Raw genomic sequence first — 17,092 nt, forward strand, 5'->3', positions numbered from 1 at the left:
GCAGCTGCATCCGTCTGGCAGACCAGCAGGGAACGCTGTATCTGCAGAACCGGCAACAGCAGACATGGTTCCGCGCCGACGGAACACTCCAACGACGAAGCAGCGGATACAGCCTCGAGATCTACCTTGAACAACTCCTCCTCGTCCATCTCTTGTGGCCGTCCACACGGTTCACCGATCTACTCCCACCGGACACGATCGGCGATGCAGTGGAGGTGAACGGGCGCCCGGCATGGGAATTCGCGATGCCACCGGACGGACTCGGCCTCGATTCCATAGTCGCGTTCGACGCACAAACAGGTATCCCGTTGCGGTCGATCTCGCCGACCTCGATCGTTAGTCCTAGTCCTAGTCCTAGTCCTCGTCCTCGTCCTCCGGTTCGGGTTCATCCACCCATGCCTGATACTTCGGACTCTTCAAAACTAGGTAGATCGCACTGACACTCAGGTGCAGTGAAATGACCGCTTTCGGCGCTCGTGACTGTCCCCAGGAGTGCGGTAAATGCCGTATCGAGGTTCGTGAACCCTTCGTCCAGCAGCGGGCGCACCACTGTCATGGGCGTGGCGTCATCTGCCACGTCCGAGACGTAAGTTGAGATGTGGTGCATCGAGATGTAGTGCATCGAACGGTTACGCCCGAACATTATCGATTCGGGCCGATCGACACGGAGGCCGGTCCGAATCGAGGCGCCGGTTTGATCCAATTCAACGAACTCCCATCCAGCTTGTGCGCAGAAAAGTTCGAGGTCGTCGACGGCCTAGGTCCAGTCGAATTCTGCGGCGAGGCGGGCGATGCGTGTGGCGCCCTCGATGTCGACGTGCATGTGTGGATGCGATTTCCTTCTTGATCGTTGTTGACGAAGGCCCAATCGGGGGCTGTGCAGGTGAGGGATGGCCACAAGGTGAAGAACAATGCCCCGTAGGTGTCGTGAACCAGGGTCGATCGTTGAGCGCTGGGATGATTGTCCGCGGCCGTCTCGGAGAGAATGCGCCGGGTTATTCCGCGGATGAATCAGCGGTCACGAACGACTGAGGCGCGGGGTTTGCGTAACAACAGAATTGGATAGCATTTCTTTGCTGCGGCGATTCTGAGTAGTCAGTTCAGCCGCGCAGGGCCAGCCCTCCGTCTGTCCGTGTTCGGGGTTCGACCCTTTCCCTGCAACGTCAAGATTGGCTCTGATCTCCCCCTGAGGTTGGGGCCATCTTCGTACGTTTGGTGGATTTTTGTCCGATCTGCGTGTTTGCCTGATGCTTGCGGAATACGTTCGATGGGTCGGATTCAATCGAGGGGTCGAATCTGACATGTTGTTGGTCATTCGTGTTGTGTGCTCAGCATGAGTGGCGTTCGACGGGACCCGGTCACAACATGGCCAGGCCGGGTCCCCAACGCCAGCGCCGAACGGGCCTGACCCCAGCCGTTGTATGGGGCAAGGAGAGGCCGTTTCGTCCATTTGGTGGATTTCTGCGCAATCTGCACGATTGATTCGTGCATGCGGAATATGTTCGAGGTGTCGAATCGGCGGGCGAGCGATCGGAGAATGTCGCGCCTTCCACGGATCCGACACACATTGACTCACAGGCTTCGGCCCTGGCCGGTCGCCTGATGGGCCAATCCGAGCGCGTCGGTCCCCGACAGTTCAGGCGCGCCGACCCGCCGGGGTGAACGCGCAGACACCTCGGCGGGTCTCTTCGGGTTTATAGAGCGAACAGCGTGGGCATAACCGTTTTGGCCCGACGGAACGACCATCGCCTAGTGAGCCCGTCGGGCCCCGAAGGCGCAGACGCGAATCGCGGTATCGGCACTGGCGATGAGTCCACTCTTGCGTAAAGGACTGGAGGCCTTGTCAGTTCAGCGAATACCAGCAGGCGGCTCCTGGCGGCTGTGTGCTCAACCGCCGGGAGCCTAAGTCGCGCGATCCAAGGTCCGTGTTCACTCTCGGATCTGCGTGTCCCGACCTTCAAACCCTTTACCCCAGGTATTTGGATTGCAAACACATTACAAAATTTTCGGTGAGACGAGCGATCTGTCCTTAGGCGGCCTACCGTGAAAGTGCGGGGTTAGTCATGAGGGGGCAGCTCGGCACCGATGGTGGGTCTCCGTGTTGTGTGCTCAATGCGGATGACGATCGACTAACCCCCGGCCCCTGGGCTTCCTGGGTCGGGGGTTTGACCGTCCACGAGAGTAGCGAGACCGGTTAGCGACAGCCCCAGCTCCTTCGCCAGCCTGACCAGCTCGGCAGCCGCCGCAGCTTCCGCGGAGGACTCGGCCCTCTTCTTCGTCCCATCTTCCAGCGGCGTCATCTCGGCACCTACTCGCCTGAGCGTTCACTCAGCTAGTCGGGCCGAAACACCGATTTGGAAACAGTCCCACCTTCGCCGACTGTTCGCGGTTGATCGAGTGTGCATCCTCAACGACGTTGCTTTCCAACCTGTTACGTGGGTCGAAGGACAATGCTGTTTCGGACGTCGCCGGTTGCTACGTGCCGGTGTGTTGGCGGTGGTGTGATGCGCTCCAGGCGGCGCCGAGGGAGAAGTGGCTGACGACGCCGTAGTGGTTCACATCGCGTCGGCGACTCGGCGGCGCCCGGTTCGGGCGGTCATCCCGAGTGCGGTTGATGCTGATTCCATCGTCATGCCGGAGTTCATCAGGTGCAAAATGGGGTCCCAGGGTTTCCCCATGGCTGGTCGTGCGCGGTGACGGGTACTGCTTCCTCCCAGATGCGATGACAGATCCAGCTCATCGTCTGCGCGAGGGTGGGGGAATCGATAGCCATGATGCCGCTTGGCCATGCTTGTGCGCCGGATAGATTGGGAATACCCGAACCCACCTCTTGCCGTGTTGTCTTCTCAATGCGGATGACGTATTGACGAAATCTCAAGAAACTAGAACGCCAGTCGGAGTAATAGCCGACGCTGGGTATTTTCGATCGCTTGAGTCACCGGCTACTCAGAACGCCGTTAACCACTCTGGTCATCTTCTCTCCGAAGACCTTCTGCGAAAAGGTCTCGGCCCATGCGCGGATTACCTTTGCATCGAAATCGTTTGGATCGAAGGTCTCCATTGCTTCTGCGAGACCACTGACCACCTTCGTGTCGTCGCCAGGGGACACGAGAACACCGGACTTGCCTGGGATAACTGTGTCGAGCGCCCCGCCTTCGCCCAAAGCGATCACCGGGGTTCCGGTGGCCATCGCCTCGACCGGGACGATGCCGAAGTCCTCGACACCGGGCATCAGCAGGGCTCGTGCCCGCCGGTAAAGATCCAGTAGTTGGTCGTGGGGGACTCGCCCGACAAAGATGGTGTCCTCGGCAGCTAGCTGCTTGCAGACGTCCATCCATCGGCCATCGCCCACAACGATGAGTTTCTTACCCGACTGCCGTGCGGCCCTAATCGCAAGGTCTGGCCGTTTGTAAGGCACCATGCGTCCGGCGAGAAGAAAGAAATCTTCCCGTTCGATCGAGAAATCAGGCGTGAATTCATGGGTGTCCACGGGTGGATGCACCACCACTGCTTCTCTGCCCCACCAGCGTTGAATCCGGTCGGCAACCTCGGTCGAGTTCGCGACTACCTGGTCGAGTCGACTCACAGCTTTCAGCTCGCCGCGTCGCGCGACATGCGCCAATGCTGCGAGCACGGCAGCGCCAGCTGCGCCTCCCGACTCTTGCGCGCGAAAGGCTGGATCCCAGGCCCAGCGCGCCGGGCTGTGTACGTATGCGATCACCGGGGCGTCGGTGGCGAAGGCCGCTTGTGTGGCGAATGCATGGTGGCTCACCACTACCGCATCGACCTCTTCCAGTTTCATGCCGCGAAAAGCGCTGGGCAGCAGCGGCATCAGCGGTGCGTAAGAAGACCTTCCCAGCATTCGGTAGGCACCGTCGACCCAGGTGGTCACAGGAGGGGATGAAAGTCCTGCTGGTATGCCTGCAGGCCGGGCGAGAGGCACGTGGACGGCTGCGTGCGGCCAGGTCAAGGACAGTTGCTCAACCACATGTTCGGAACCCGCGATCTCGGTGAATCGCTCGTGCACTATCGCTAATTTGGGTTCCTTCATGTTTGCTTCGAGACTCCCTCGACGTGTGACAGTTATTTGGTGTCTGCCCTTATATCTGGTGGTCCAGCCGACCGAGCTTTGTTGATACCCAGCCGAAGTCGCTATTTGCTGCCGTGAATGTACCTGAAAATGCCGGTGATCCGACAAGATCAGTTCCTTCGTGCTGAAGGTACCATTTCATCTACGAAATCGGACATTTGACAGGGCGTCATTGTGTCCATCAAATTGACGGACCTGCAACAATTCACTTATGGATACTCCCCGTGCCGGTCAGGCGAGCCGCGATGGCGAGTCGGTTGATCTGTTGTTCGATGCCCGACACATTCGTCAGAGTGGTATCGGCACCTACATCAGGACGCAAATTCCTGTGCTCGAACAGGTGCTCAAAGAGCGTGGATTCAGGCTGGCCGTCCTCGCTGATCGAAACGCGGCACCTGACACACGCGAAGAAACCCGTGTGATTTTCGCGGATCCTGCGGATGCCCGAATGTATTCAATGCGTGAACAGCGCGTGTGGCGTCGCGCATTGTCGGCAACCCGTCCGCAGGCACTGTGGGTTCCGCACTACCCCTTTCCTTTTGCACTAACGTCTCCTCGTAATCGGGACGTTCGATACTTCTCCACGGTGCATGACACCCTCCATATCGAAGACAAGAAGCTGAGCGACCAGAATCGCGCAAAGAACGCGTACGCGTGGACAATGCTGAAACTCAGCGCACGTCGGGCCGCAACGATTTTCACCCCGTCCGAGGTAACAGCCCGTTCTATGGCTGCCATCGCACCCTCATCCGAGGTACTGGTGACGCCGATCCCTGTAGACGACGTGTGGTTCTCTGAAGCTGACTCGGCGTCGTCGCCAATTGAACGCCCCTATATTTTGTATGTCGGAAATATCAAGCGGCACAAGAACTTGCCGGTACTTCTGGACGCATTTGCGACGATCTCGGATTCCATCCCACACACACTGGTGATAGCCGGTGGCGATGAATCACTCAGAACACTCGACGACCGAATCAACCAGCTTGTGGCAAGCCTGGGTGAACGTGTGCAGTTGACTGGCCGTCTTCCATTCGAGAGTCTGCGCGCTCTGGTGGCTCAGGCGGATTTGTTAGTGATGCCTTCACTTTTCGAAGGCGCCGGTCTTCCGCCGCTGGAGGCAATGGCGTCGCGTACCGCTGTACTGGCCTCTGACATCGCGGTGTTGAGGGAAACATGCGGCGACGGAGCAGAGTATTTCGATCCGCACGATTCCGAAGCCTTGGCCGAACTCGTGAAAACGTACTGCGACAATCAAGACGCCAGAGCGTCGTTGAGCCATCGCGGAGAGTTGCACGTCAAGCAGCGCCAGTCCGAGATCGTGTCGACAGCTACTGCCGAGAAGATATGTTCCTTCCTGAGTGAGGCACCCAATGGCTAACTGGTCGTCGGCGCTGTCGCGCCGCAAATTTCTCGGAATAGTTCCGGCAGCGTTGGCACTCCCTGCCGCTCTGCCAGAACCCTTCAACGCCGTTCGCCGCGCAGTGAATGGTGGTGACATCATCGATGTCCGCGATTTCGGTGCGGTTGGTGATGGGACACAAGATGACTCGATTGCTATCGGCAATGCCGTCGCCGAACTGAAATCCGGGGACGTCTTACTTTTTCCGTCCGGTCAGTACCGCTTTGCTCAGCGTCATCCAGCAAGCGGGGCGGCGATCTCGATAGTGGGGATCTCTGACGTTTCGATCGACTTCGACACCGGTGCCGAACTTCTGATGGACAACCTGGACGACAACGGTGCCGGCACGAGTCACGGCGTCGTGCTGCGTGGTCCGCTGGAGCGCGTATCTCTTCGCGACGTCGCGGTGCGGTGGGCAAGCCACCCGGCGCTGCGGTCGATGGGCGACGGTATCAGGGTCGTGGGTTACGCATCGGACACGTCGGCAGTCCCCGATGGTTGGACCGGCTCGGGCAGGCCGGCTAGTTGGGTGACGCTGAGCAACTGCAGAGTCGAGTCGAGCCCGCAGGCAGGTGTGATCATGATGGGCGTTTCCGACATCACTGTTGACGGACTTCACGTCGAGAACACCATGGCCGACGGACTCCATTTCAACGCGTGCCGACGCGGAACCGTCGAAAGGTATTCAGCAACGAACACTGGTGACGACGGTTTGGCACTGGTGACTTACTACTCTCGAGAAGCCCAGTTCGACAGCGCTTCCGAGACCTTTTCCTTCCCTGCGTTGACCGAGTGGTCGAACACCGACTTCGATGTCACCGATGTCCAAGTGTCGGGCGGCGCGGCAAACGGAGTGCGTTTGGCCGGGGTAAATCGATCAACGGTAGCTGCAGTAGTGGTCGATGGGATATCGAACGGCGCAGGTGTCATAGTCGACTCGGCATCGCCGGACTCGGGCGCCGGGTGGCACTACGTGGCATCGCGCGGCGTGCAGCTAGATGGGATCACCGTTGAGGATTCTCATACAGGGCTGCACGTACTCGCAAGACCGAACGGGTCGACTGGCGACACTTTCAGCCGGTTCGACCTAGAGGTAACGGGCGTTGCCGTCAACAACTGTCTTTACTGGTCGGTTCTCGTGGAATCTATTGCAACCCCGCCCGTTACCGGGATTCTGCTGAATGATTGCACGGTGATCGACAGCGAAATAGGTCCGGGTACCGGAGCTGTCGGCTTGCAGAGGACCCAAGATGTTTCACTGGGAACCGTCTCCATCACGACGGCGAAGTCTGCGGTGGCGTTCTCAGCCGACAACTCGGCACAGTTCACGATAGATCAGCTCAATGTGACTGTGACGGGTCCGCCGCTCGGTTCCGAAGCCGGCGGACCATTCGCCGTGTTCCAGGGCTCATCCGGGACAGTGGTTGCTGCGGATTTGGTGTGGGAGCAAGCGCCCTCGTCGTGGCTACCGGTTTTGATCTTCAGTGACAGTTGTGTCGGTGGCACGCCTACGAACCCGGAAGTGAGCGTTGGTACCGTGACAACCACTCCGCCGAAGGGAGAGCCGGTCTTCGTCGCCTGCCGATGACCAATTCGATGCCGCTCGGTTTTCTGTCAGACGTTTGTTTTGATCGGGCGGGACTCGCGTGTGAGCAGCTTTGCCGCTGACAATCGTGCGCCGCGTTTGCGTGCGCTGCGTGCCAGTGGCCTCGGGGAGTCGTTAAGTACGACGCCCCAGACTCGTAATTCGGCCAACGACAAATGTTCGATGACGGCACCCAGTTCGGCGTACCTCGTATGGTCAGATCGCGCCACGAGCAGGACACCGTCGGCCCAGCGTCCCAGCACAAGGGCGTCCGATCTGTCAGCCATCGGTGCGGTATCGACGATGACGTAGTTTGCGCGAGCAGCGAGATCTGCGAGTCCGTTGCGCATCCGAGTGCTCCCGAGTAGTTCGGACTTGCCGGGCGCGGTGCGTCCCGCCGGGATGAACGAGAGCTTCGGATGCCAACTCGCAGAGATGTATCGGTCGATGTCGTCACCATTGTGTAGGTAATCGATCAGACCGGCTGGTGATGCGTTCTTTCCATGATCAGAGTGGCGTCCGGAGCGCACATTCGCTTCGTCTCTTCCTGCGGCATCGACGAATACGACCTCATTGCCGCTCTCCGCGAGAGCGATTGCGAGGTTCAGCGCGACCGCTGTCTTACCGTCGCCGGTGACTGCACTCGAAATGATGATGGTTCGGCATTCGCCCCGACCGGGTTCGTGGTCGGCGATCACGGTGCGGAGACGGCGGAATGCCTCTGCGGCAGGGCTCTCTCCCGAGAAGTCGACAACACCGGTTTCCAACGCTTTGTCCGCAGGAATGCCGGCCAGCACCGGCCCGGACAGAAACTTGCCGAGAGCGGCGACATCCTGAACTTTCCGGCTCATGTGACTGCGCAGATATGTGTAGAGCAACCCCACCAAAAGCCCGGCGATCACACCGAGTGCGGTATTGCGCACATACTGCGGTCCGCCCTCAGCGTCGTCGGGCACCGCCGGGCTGATCACCGACAATCGCACTGGGTCCGGAACCACGGTTTCCGACTGATCCGGGGCAGGTTGTGCAGGTGTGCTCCCGTCCAAAACAGCAACCGCACCGGGAAGTGCCTGCGCTAGAGCATTAGCCAGCTCCGCCGAGGTATCGGCGTCCTCCGCGCGCACGGTCACCGTCAGGATCGCGCTTCCGACATTGGCACTGGCCGTGGTCATTTCGCGCACGTCAGAGTTCGACATCTCCAATCCAGTGTTCGCCAGAGCGGTTTCGATGAGGAAATCGGAGCTCAGCAACTTCGTGTACGCCTCAGTACGCTGACGACTTGTACCGTCGGTATCGCCGAAGTGAGGCGTCTGGTAGATCACCGCGGACGATTCGTAGCTCGGCGACTGCACACTGGTCAAGATCGCTCCCAGGAAGCCCCCGAACAGCGCGCATACAAGCAGGATGATCCATCGGTTGCGAACTGCGCCAACCGCTGAGCGGAGCCATTCGTTGCCCACATTGCCCGGTCGGTAGGTAGTCCCCGCAAACTTGTCAGTCACTTGACTTCACATTTCCTCTCGAAACCATGTCTTCCAGCTTGCCGGGAGACTGTCCTCGCGCCGCCACGAACACGCAGACGAGCGTCAGGAGGACCAGGAAAACGGTAATTCCTTGCGTAAGTAGCTGAATCCGCCATACCTCGGCAAAACAGTAGGCGATAACTCCTGCCGATCCGGCGATCACCGGACCGTATGTCAGGAACCGGCCGAAAACGTAGCCGGCCAGTGGAAACAGCAGGAGCGTGTAGAGCCATCCCCACGCTCCGAAATCCGTATAGATGTCAGCGAATTCAGAGTTGGTTGTGAAATTCGGTGCAAACGAGACCGAAAAATCGTAGGAGTCTGCGCCAAGCGACTCCTTTGCTCTGACCTCATGCGCCGGGACCAGAAAGCTGGGCAGCGCGGCGGACACGGAAGCGGCGACACTCCCTGGCTTGTCGAAGGTGCCGCGCATGATCGCATCCGACACGCCGATGGATACCTGGGCCGGCACAGCGAGATAGGCGCCGGACTGATAGAGGTTCATCGCGACCGGGTTCGAGACTCCCGCATCGCGATAATAGTTGCCGTTCCGGACGTAGTTGAGCGCGGTGAGCATCAGGAACATGATCGCTACAGCAGTGACGATATGCCAAGGCCGTAGAGATCTACGGTCCACGCTTGTGGATTTGCGGGGTACCGCTGTCTGTAAGACGACGTACACCACGACCGCCATCAGTAGCGAGAGGCGGGAGGCGACCATCGAGTTCGCCACCAGGAGAAGAACGGCCCACAGTACTAATCCAGGATGGAGCACCTTTTTTCGCCAGAGGTAAACGCTGATGGGCGCAGCGAGGATGGTCGCGTATCGAAGCGTCGCGATTCCGGCCGAGTCGGGTAGTGCCTCGGTGAAGGCATTCCCGGTCTGCGTGGTCAAAGCGTCCACAATGGATGTCGCCGCGGTGATTCGGTAGTACGCATACGCCACGCCGATCGTGGATACTGCAAGGACGAGGAAAAAGTAGCGCCGCTCGAAGTTCGTGCTGGTGGTTCGCTCGACGAACTCTCGCGCCGGCGTTGTGCCCAGTCCCAACCGCCAACCGATCGTTGCGAGCACCACAACGCTGCCGTACCAAACCGCAAGCAACGTCACGCCGGCAATGGTGAAAGGGGCAGGTTCAAGAAATCCGCGCAAATTCAGCAGTGAGCCGGCCGGACACTTACCAGCCGCACACCAACCGATCAGGGATACCCACGCGGTGAACGATCCCAGGACTGGTAAAAGAATAATGACGGCCGGGGCCAGCCACCATTTCGGTGTATTGCGTTGTGGCGGATCCTCGCCGGCCGCTCTTGGCGAGAAATCAGAATGCATGTGTGTCTTGGTGCTTCGTAGCGCAGTCATTCCGCGGCCCGACGGGGATGGAACTTTGACGAGGGGGAAAGGATCTCGAATCACACATCGCTGAGCTCCCTCTTCGTAAGTGGCTCGATCTCAGCGAGCACGGCAGCGGATCCGTGGCATACACTACTACAGGTGGAGTGTGCGTTACGGGACGGAAGTGCGGATGCGCACTGGCCACCAGGAATCGACCTGATCCAATTGGATGCCAACGTGATTGATGTTGGGGTGCCGCGCTACGGAGCAGTTATCGCCATCAATTTCGAAGAATCGACGATGTGTGCCGTGCCTTTAGAGGCTGGGGAGTGACGCGCGTTCAGTCAGTGCTGAACGTGAAGCGCGTTGAGCCACTGGTGCAAATCGTCGCGGGGTTGGCACTTAATGCGTTCCCGGCAATTTTCATCGCTGTATTCGCACGCGTTGCACCCATCGAACAGCAAGGCTTCCTTGCTGTTTCGCTGGCGATTGGAACATACGTGGCGCAGTTGCTGTCAGCGTTCGTGGTCGAGTCCCGCCTTGCCACTCCAGAAGCCGATCACAAGGTATCTATGCCCTGGTGGATTGCATTGCTGAGCCTGATATCCGGGACTCTCCTCATCGTGAGTCCAGCGGTACCTCCGACGCCCATCACGCTGATCGGAGTTCTGGGACTGTCGTCGGGCTTGCTGATGGCCCGGACGATCGGTGTGGTGCGGGGTAGATGGAAGCTGGAATCGGTTGCCGCTTCGATCCTTATGGTTGGCTGCCTGTGCGCATTGATCTTTGCTGTGTACGACAACGCCAATTGTGTCAGGGTTCTTGCAGCGGGAGCTCTCGTAGCCATCCTCATCAGATGTTGGCCGCTGCCTTCTCGCCGTGATCTGGGCCTGCCGCCTGACCTGACCAAGGCTGCGTGGGTCACCGGCGAAACTGCGACAGTCGGTATGGTCCAGCCGGCATTGGCATCTTTCATCCTGGCTGTCCTCGGACCGTCAGCTGCTGTCGGATTCCGGGTTGTATCAACCATTTCAGGGATCCTCGAACCGATTCTCGCCTACGGCCGAGTGCGTCAACTCGCCCACGGACACAAAGGTGAGGTCGCCAACGTTGCGATGATTATCGTGGTCGGAACAGCGGTGATCTTCGCTAGTGCCTACCTGGGTGTGTGGAGCCTGATTTTCGGTCCCGCCTGGAACAGTTCACTGTATGTTGCTCTGGCGGTTGCCTGTGTGTGGAAGCTGTGCATGCTGGTGACAACCATCCCCTTTGCCGCGCTACGACGGGCAGGTCGCACGCAAATGGTGTTCTGGCTCAGGGCCGCGAACACCGCGCTCTATGTGGTGCTCGGACTGACTTTCTTGTTCGGTTTCCATTCCAGCACTGCAATATTTCTGTCCTTTGTCATCACCGAGGTGCTCATGTTCGTGCCCTATCACGTGGCAGCCTCGAGGTTGGCGCCGGAATACAACTCGGTCTTCCTCAGCGAGAAGCGAGCGAACAGACTCGCGTCCGAGAAAGCATGAAGACTGCGCCGTGCGTCATTCGGCCTGTTTGAAAACTGCCAGCACGGTCAGCATCAAAATCTTGATGTCCAGCCACAGAGACCAGTTCTCGATGTAGTAGTTGTCCCATTCGGCGCGGTCCGCGATGGAAGTCTGTCCGCGCAAGCCGTTGACTTGAGCCCAACCCGTGACGCCCGCCTTGACTCGGTGTCGCTCGCCGTAGCGGCGGATCTGCGCCTCGAAAAGGGTTACGAACTCTGGACGCTCGGGTCGAGGTCCGACCAGACTCATGTCACCCCGGAGGACGTTGAGCAATTGGGGGAGTTCGTCCATCGACGTCGACCGCATGAGTTTTCCGATCCGGGTCCGTCGATCGGTTCCCTCGACACCCCCCGGTGCGCTACCGGTTTTCGGAACAAACGTCACGTGGTCGGGATCGGGTAGGCGCATCGAACGAAACTTGAGGCAGCCGAAGATCTGGCCGTTACGCCCCACTCGCTCTTGGGCAAAGAATATCGGTCCGGGCGAGCTCCAGCGCACCAAGAGCATGAGGGTGAGGAAGAGGGGGGACAGCACGAGAAGGATGCAGCCGGCGGCGATTCTGTCGCTGATGTGTTTGACCCGGAACTGCCAGCCTCGGGGATTGGTGTGAGGCACTGACAACAAGGGCATGCCGCCGATGTGGTCGATGAGGCTCTTCGAGCCGATCACCTCATACATGCGTGGCACTACCCATACGCGAAGTCCGTGGCGGTGGGCGATGCGGACTGCTCCGGTCAGTAGTTCACCGTGAACTTTTGTGAATGCGATGACCAGGCGTTCGGCCTGGGTTTCGGCGATGACGGACTCTAGGCGATTGACAGTGCCCAGGTAGGGCACCTGGGCGGCATCCGTCTCCGGGTCGATGTGTATGGGGGATTCGTCCGACAGCACTCCGACTGGGTTCATGCCGTGTTCAGGAGCCGCGATCATGCGAGCAATCACGTGTTGGGTGAGCTGTCCGGATCCGATGACCAACGTGGGGGACACGAGATGGGAGTTCCGTTGCAGGCGTCGTTGGACCACCACGCGAACCAGACGGCCGAATGGAATAAGGATGCTCGCGCACACCCATAGTTTGGTCACGGCGGCACCGGGGCGATCGGTGATTCCGAACAAGACCAGCGCACACAGCAGCAGCATTGCCGCGATCGAGCCGGAGGATAGGATCCCGTAGAACTCGTCGAGGAATCGGCGGTTGAGCGAGCGGCGATACAACGACCGCGCGCCCATGACGATTACGACCAGGGGAACAAAGAGCGCGAAGCACCACAAGGGTGGATGAAGCAAAACTGATGTGAGCGCCCACCACCATGCGAGCGCCGCCGCGATTGTCGCCGACAACGCATCGATGGAAACACTGATGATGGTGCTCAGCGGATCGGTCCGGATGCGCTGCCCGAATGTTTTACGAGAATTCGAAGAGGTGGGTGGGAGGCCTCCAGGGGCGGTCGAAGTCTCGACCTCCAACAATTGCGGCAATTCCCACTCCATCCACGACAATCCCGAATTAATCAGACAATTTGTACATTCACCATTAACCGCATTCTATAGGGGATCTAACAATATTCGCCGTAGCAACTCGCACATGGTTTGAATGCGACTCGGCGTCACAGTCAACAATCGAAAGTTGCGCGGCAATGGTCTTCTATTTGTCGAATATTACGTTTTGGATCACGTCGGCAAGGTCCGTCATGATCTGGACCTCACCACTCGACCAATGATGCGGTTGCGTGTCCCACGCGCACAGTGTCCCTACGGGGTGACCGGCGTTGTCGATGATCGGTATGCCGATGTAAGCGCCCACTACGCCGCTCTTTGCTGCCGGGTGATCCCTGAGTATCGGGTGGTCGGCGATGTCGTCGATTACGAGTGGAGAGCCACTCACGACTGTGTATACGCAGAGCGAGTCGGAGAGAGGGTGGGTCCGTTGGTCCCCGATGTCGTTTGAGCGGGAGGCGATCCCGACGTTGATTTGTTCGACGTCGGTGATCATGTTCAGTGCAGCGTTTGGGATCCCGACTGCGTCGATGGTCAACTCGACTATCTGATCGACTTCAGGATGAGGTCCAGGCCGGAGTAGTCCCGTTTCGTAGAGGGCGCGTAACCGTTCGCTGTCGTTGAGCGCCGACCATGCGCGCGACTGTCCGTCGGCGATAGTCGCACGCAGTCCCTCGAAGATGGCCTTGAGTGCAGGGTCCGCGTACGTCTCGTCGATCGCAGCGAACGGGTCGAGAGTGGCGCGTTCGGCAGGATCTGAGATCGCCTTCTTCCGTAGACCTGTGGCATCTTCGCCTGCATAATCGGACCCTGTTGCGTCTGTCGGACTCGGTGGTGTCATATCTCTTTCCCTGGTGAATCGATAGCAACGTGCTGTATGACTGCGATTGGTCCGCGCGGCGCCGCATCTCCAATATCCATACCTCATGCTGCTGTGTTTATGAATACTCGTAAATGTGGACTGAAGTGGCCGGATTTGCCTAAGTGCCAAAATGGGTATTTTGGCATTATATTATAGGGCCAAAAGTCCTGCCTCATGGCTCACTGTAATCTTTTCGCAAGACGTGTAGGGAAGATATTGCCGGATTGGGCTTCGCGAAGGCTCTCGATTTCTAATGTGGTGTGAGAGTGGATTTGAGTCCGACCCGAATAACGCAGATCGGGGTCGCGATAGTGCGTATCGCGGACCGATGAACGGTAGGTATCGGCCAGCTTTCGGACTGCCGCCCGATCCTCGACATGTAGTGGCACCTTCAAATCTCGGGCTTCGCCCTCTGCGACCCGCGTGAGTTCCCGGCCTTCGGCGGTCAGATCATCCCAGTATTTCTGGTTCATCTCGGTATCGGTTCTCTTCCACGTCAGGTTTGCCAACGTAAGCGGTCGCTCAGATTATCCAATCCCTTGAGCAGTGGCTGGTCGTTCACAACATGTGACCGGCCGGTGGGGTGGCGGGGATCTTGACAGCGTACTTGCATTTTGCAAGTGTTGTCGTATGAGCCTGTTCATCACCTGCCCGGTCGAGAACGTCGAACGTGCGACCACCTTCTACACCGCCCTCGGCTGGACCCTCAACACCGAGATGTCCGACCACAACGTCTCCTGCTTCGCGATCGCGCCCGAGCAGTACGTCATGCTCGGCAGCCGCGACATGTACGCGAGCGTCGGCGGCGCCGAGGAACTGGTCGGCGGACCTGATACCCCGTCGAAGGTCACGGTTTCATTCGACCTCGGCAGCCGCGAGGCGGTCGACGAACTCGTCGAGCGTGCCGGCGACGCAGGCGGGCGGATCGGTGACACTGACGACTATCCCTTCATGTACCAGCGCCAGTTCGACGACCCCGACGGCTACCACTACTCGCCGTTCTGGATGAAGCCGGACACCGATACGACCGCATGAGCGACCTCGCCGCGGCCCTCGATGTCGTGGGAGCACGGTGGGCGCTGCTCATCGTGGAGCGGCTGCTCAACGGGCCACAGCGCTACGGTGATCTACAGCGCGACCTCGGAGTACCGACGAACATGCTCGCGACCCGCCTGCGCGAGCTCGAAACGGCCGGCGTACTGACCCGCCTGCCCCTGCGGCACAACACGCGGGCCTACGCGCTCACCGATCGCGGGCATGCCCTGCGCGAAGCAATCGTCGCGCTCCAGCACTGGGGCCGCGAAGGAAAACCACATGCGTCACAGGATCGTGATGCGCTCTGACAAACTTCTCCGTGACGGGCTTGGCTGCAGGAACCTGCGGGAGCCGTTGACCGTCAAGACATATCGTCGGATCCGCCTGGCCCGATGCGTCGAAGAGGAAGCCCGGCGGCAGTGACGGATCCGGCCACCGTCCGCAAAGGTCGATGCCTACCGGATTACGCGCGCAAAGCAATTGTGCAGCAACGTATTGTAGCATTCTACTTATGAAATATGTTGCGCTGCAATGAAATATGTCCCAGTGAATATACATCGTCAGTGTGTCGAGTGGCAGCTTCGTTACCAGAGTGAGAGTGGACGTCCTGCAGCCTCGGCCGCAGCGATACGCTCTTCGATGACGTCGCTTCCTGCGTTCTGTTCGATCCCGGCACGGATGGCGGCGGCGCCGGCACGGGTGCGGGTGCGGCTCGTCAGCGTGTGCTGTGTGATGGTGCGGAAGTTGGCGATGTCAGTGGACGGGAAACTGACACTGGCCTGCCCGGTGTGAGCGTCGCGCCCACGGCGGCCGTGCCGGTTTCCTTTTCGCTCGCGAGGGCCTCGTGCGGCTGCGCGGAGGCCCGCACGAGCAGTGCGCCCGCAGCGTAGTAGCCGAGCATGATCCGCTCGCGACCCCGAAGCGGTGTGTCGACAGGCGGAGGTCTTGGTTCTGAGTGCCATGCACAGTGTAGAGAGGAGCAAGTTGTCAGGGCTGTGTTGCGAATCGGGGCGTGGCATTCACGCTGGGAGATTCATTCAGCTCAGAACAGTATGTATGACGGTGCATCGGCGGTGATGCGGAGTTTGGTGGCGATGTCGGCGAGTAGTTCCAAAGAGACTGTGGAGAGCCCGTTCGCCGCCGCTAACAGTTCCTTCAATTCTGGATCGTCGAGACGTTCCACGATCTCGGCGTCCTCGCCCTGCACACCGGGGGGCGATCCCGGACCAGGGGATAGTGAAGAAGTAGCCGGGGGAGACGCCGAAGTAGTCGGCCAACGCGGCCACCACCTCGTCGGAAGGGCTCACGCGGACCCTGTTACGCAACTGCGAGAGGTACGGTGTCGAATTCGGACTCCTTGTGCCAGAACATATTTCGCTACTTCTGCGTTCGCAAGTCGCCGATTCGAGGTGGCGAACAACTCGTTCTATCGGACCTGGAACACGTTGTCCTCCGCCACCCGCTCACCATCAGCGAATTCTCCTCGTCACTCTCTCGTCGTTTCGTTGGGTCAGGGCCTCGCAAGGTCAGCAGATCACCCGCCGACGACGAGCAGGGCAGTTCCGGCCGACCGCCGTCGGTGTGCGATAGGCGTGTTCATCGAAACTCCTTGACAATTAACAGCTTTCGTCGGGTGTGTTTCGTTGGAGCGGCAAGATCAAAGAAACAGGACAACGGCCGACAATGCCAAAGCAACTACAACACTGCCGTTGGCGGCATGCATGAGCAGTTGACGCCCACGCCCACGGTCGACGAACAACGCGATGATCTGCAACGCCAGCGACAACAACCCGATACAGACAGTTCCGAGGGCTAACAATTGCGGAGTGGCCATCAGCAGTCTCCGATCTTGTGAAGGTCAACGACACAACGAACCCTGGCATCCGCACGATTTCAGCATCCGCACACTATCCCCACCGCGAACAGGATGACACCGGACGCCGCTACCGCGGCTGACGTTCGTCACCAGCTGGCGCTCGTCTGGATCGTCGATCACAAGGACCGCGAACGAGGAGTTGTCGAGGGGGGTCGACGATGTGCTCGATGATGTGTGCGCTGCCAATCGATTCCCTCGACCGGTGGTGACACTGATGACGGATCTTGCTGTTCTTGCGGACGCTGTACCGAGGTGGCTGACCACTCGGGGCAGGAGCTCCGTCGTGCAGCAGAGGCGACCTACACACGCGGATGATGTGACCGGCGAGGGTTACCGAGCCGC

Annotated in this window: 15 protein-coding genes; 5 read left to right on the forward strand and 10 right to left on the reverse strand. The window is 59.4% G+C overall.

Features of this window, described 5'->3' with window-relative positions; translation table 11 throughout:
• Positions 1–385: 385 nt before the first annotated feature.
• Positions 386–703: a hypothetical protein gene (locus ACFT1A_RS26305; RefSeq protein ID WP_378449381.1), complete on the reverse strand. Its 318-nt coding sequence runs from the start codon at positions 701–703 to the stop codon at positions 386–388.
• 2,232 nt (positions 704–2,935) lie between these two features.
• The gene (locus tag ACFT1A_RS26310; protein ID WP_378449382.1) at positions 2,936–4,051 is read right to left on the reverse strand and encodes a glycosyltransferase; all 1,116 of its coding nucleotides are present in this window, start codon (positions 4,049–4,051) and stop codon (positions 2,936–2,938) included.
• Between the two features lie 250 nt (positions 4,052–4,301).
• Between ACFT1A_RS26310 and ACFT1A_RS26315 the strand changes: the two genes are divergently transcribed.
• Together ACFT1A_RS26315 and ACFT1A_RS26320 are read left to right on the forward strand one after the other, a co-directional pair.
• On the forward strand, positions 4,302–5,468 hold the full coding sequence (locus ACFT1A_RS26315; RefSeq protein WP_378449383.1) for a glycosyltransferase family 4 protein: 1,167 nt from the start codon (positions 4,302–4,304) through the stop codon (positions 5,466–5,468).
• Positions 5,461–7,077: a glycosyl hydrolase family 28-related protein gene (locus ACFT1A_RS26320; protein WP_378449384.1), complete on the forward strand. Its 1,617-nt coding sequence runs from the start codon at positions 5,461–5,463 to the stop codon at positions 7,075–7,077. The genes ACFT1A_RS26315 and ACFT1A_RS26320 overlap by 8 nt, the downstream gene beginning before the upstream one ends.
• A gap of 26 nt (positions 7,078–7,103) precedes the next feature.
• On the opposite strand, the gene ACFT1A_RS26325 is transcribed toward ACFT1A_RS26320, so the two are convergent.
• Positions 7,104–8,576 carry an AAA family ATPase gene (locus tag ACFT1A_RS26325; protein WP_378449385.1) on the reverse strand — a complete coding sequence of 491 codons (1,473 nt, stop codon included), beginning with the start codon at positions 8,574–8,576 and terminating at the stop codon, positions 7,104–7,106.
• On the reverse strand, positions 8,569–9,708 hold the full coding sequence (locus ACFT1A_RS26330; RefSeq protein WP_378449386.1) for a hypothetical protein: 1,140 nt from the start codon (positions 9,706–9,708) through the stop codon (positions 8,569–8,571). The genes ACFT1A_RS26325 and ACFT1A_RS26330 overlap by 8 nt, the downstream gene beginning before the upstream one ends.
• Before the next feature lie 581 nt (positions 9,709–10,289).
• On the opposite strand from ACFT1A_RS26330, the gene ACFT1A_RS26335 reads away from it, so the two are divergent.
• Complete coding sequence (locus ACFT1A_RS26335) at positions 10,290–11,459, forward strand: hypothetical protein (RefSeq protein WP_378449387.1); 1,170 nt, start codon at positions 10,290–10,292, stop codon at positions 11,457–11,459.
• Positions 11,460–11,474: 15 nt separating this feature from the next.
• Here ACFT1A_RS26335 and ACFT1A_RS26340 read toward each other — a convergent pair whose 3' ends face one another.
• The 3 genes from ACFT1A_RS26340 to ACFT1A_RS26350 all read right to left on the reverse strand — a co-directional run bounded on the left by ACFT1A_RS26340 (position 11,475) and on the right by ACFT1A_RS26350 (position 14,312).
• A complete protein-coding gene (locus ACFT1A_RS26340; protein ID WP_378449388.1) occupies positions 11,475–12,971 on the reverse strand; it encodes a sugar transferase in 1,497 nt (498 codons plus the stop codon).
• A 154-nt stretch (positions 12,972–13,125) separates the two neighbouring features.
• Complete coding sequence (locus ACFT1A_RS26345; protein WP_378449389.1) at positions 13,126–13,818, reverse strand: GAF domain-containing protein; 693 nt, start codon at positions 13,816–13,818, stop codon at positions 13,126–13,128.
• A 200-nt stretch (positions 13,819–14,018) separates the two neighbouring features.
• Complete coding sequence (locus ACFT1A_RS26350) at positions 14,019–14,312, reverse strand: hypothetical protein (RefSeq protein WP_378449390.1); 294 nt, start codon at positions 14,310–14,312, stop codon at positions 14,019–14,021.
• Positions 14,313–14,469: 157 nt separating this feature from the next.
• On the opposite strand from ACFT1A_RS26350, the gene ACFT1A_RS26355 reads away from it, so the two are divergent.
• Positions 14,470–14,874 (forward strand): VOC family protein, encoded by a 405-nt coding sequence (locus tag ACFT1A_RS26355; RefSeq protein ID WP_378449391.1) that lies wholly within the window; start codon positions 14,470–14,472, stop codon positions 14,872–14,874.
• Positions 14,871–15,182 carry a winged helix-turn-helix transcriptional regulator gene (locus ACFT1A_RS26360; protein WP_378449392.1) on the forward strand — a complete coding sequence of 104 codons (312 nt, stop codon included), beginning with the start codon at positions 14,871–14,873 and terminating at the stop codon, positions 15,180–15,182. The genes ACFT1A_RS26355 and ACFT1A_RS26360 overlap by 4 nt, the downstream gene beginning before the upstream one ends.
• A gap of 276 nt (positions 15,183–15,458) precedes the next feature.
• Here ACFT1A_RS26360 and ACFT1A_RS26365 read toward each other — a convergent pair whose 3' ends face one another.
• From ACFT1A_RS26365 to ACFT1A_RS26375, 3 genes are all read right to left on the reverse strand, one after another.
• A complete protein-coding gene (locus ACFT1A_RS26365) occupies positions 15,459–15,836 on the reverse strand; it encodes a hypothetical protein (protein WP_378449393.1) in 378 nt (125 codons plus the stop codon).
• Positions 15,837–15,916: 80 nt separating this feature from the next.
• Positions 15,917–16,081, reverse strand: coding sequence for a hypothetical protein (locus ACFT1A_RS26370; RefSeq protein WP_378449394.1), 165 nt, complete (start codon positions 16,079–16,081; stop codon positions 15,917–15,919).
• A gap of 450 nt (positions 16,082–16,531) precedes the next feature.
• On the reverse strand, positions 16,532–16,708 hold the full coding sequence (locus tag ACFT1A_RS26375) for a hypothetical protein (RefSeq protein WP_378449395.1): 177 nt from the start codon (positions 16,706–16,708) through the stop codon (positions 16,532–16,534).
• Positions 16,709–17,092 lie beyond the last annotated feature (384 nt).

Source organism: Rhodococcus sp. NPDC057135, from assembly GCF_042670865.1.
Classification (GTDB): Bacteria; Actinomycetota; Actinomycetes; order Mycobacteriales; family Mycobacteriaceae; genus Rhodococcus_F.

Excerpts from the sequence above, each read along its gene's own strand:
- ACFT1A_RS26345 (WP_378449389.1), bottom strand. The coding sequence starts at position 13,818 with ATGACACCACCGAGTCCGACAGACGCAACAGGGTCCGATTATGCAGGC.
- ACFT1A_RS26355 (WP_378449391.1), top strand. The coding sequence starts at position 14,470 with ATGAGCCTGTTCATCACCTGCCCGGTCGAGAACGTCGAACGTGCGACC.
- ACFT1A_RS26360 (WP_378449392.1), top strand. The coding sequence starts at position 14,871 with ATGAGCGACCTCGCCGCGGCCCTCGATGTCGTGGGAGCACGGTGGGCG.
- ACFT1A_RS26350 (WP_378449390.1), bottom strand. The coding sequence starts at position 14,312 with ATGAACCAGAAATACTGGGATGATCTGACCGCCGAAGGCCGGGAACTC.
- ACFT1A_RS26340 (WP_378449388.1), bottom strand. The coding sequence starts at position 12,971 with ATGGAGTGGGAATTGCCGCAATTGTTGGAGGTCGAGACTTCGACCGCC.
- ACFT1A_RS26315 (WP_378449383.1), top strand. The coding sequence starts at position 4,302 with ATGGATACTCCCCGTGCCGGTCAGGCGAGCCGCGATGGCGAGTCGGTT.
- ACFT1A_RS26320 (WP_378449384.1), top strand. The coding sequence starts at position 5,461 with ATGGCTAACTGGTCGTCGGCGCTGTCGCGCCGCAAATTTCTCGGAATA.
- ACFT1A_RS26310 (WP_378449382.1), bottom strand. The coding sequence starts at position 4,051 with ATGAAGGAACCCAAATTAGCGATAGTGCACGAGCGATTCACCGAGATC.
- ACFT1A_RS26375 (WP_378449395.1), bottom strand. The coding sequence starts at position 16,708 with ATGGCCACTCCGCAATTGTTAGCCCTCGGAACTGTCTGTATCGGGTTG.
- ACFT1A_RS26365 (WP_378449393.1), bottom strand. The coding sequence starts at position 15,836 with ATGGCACTCAGAACCAAGACCTCCGCCTGTCGACACACCGCTTCGGGG.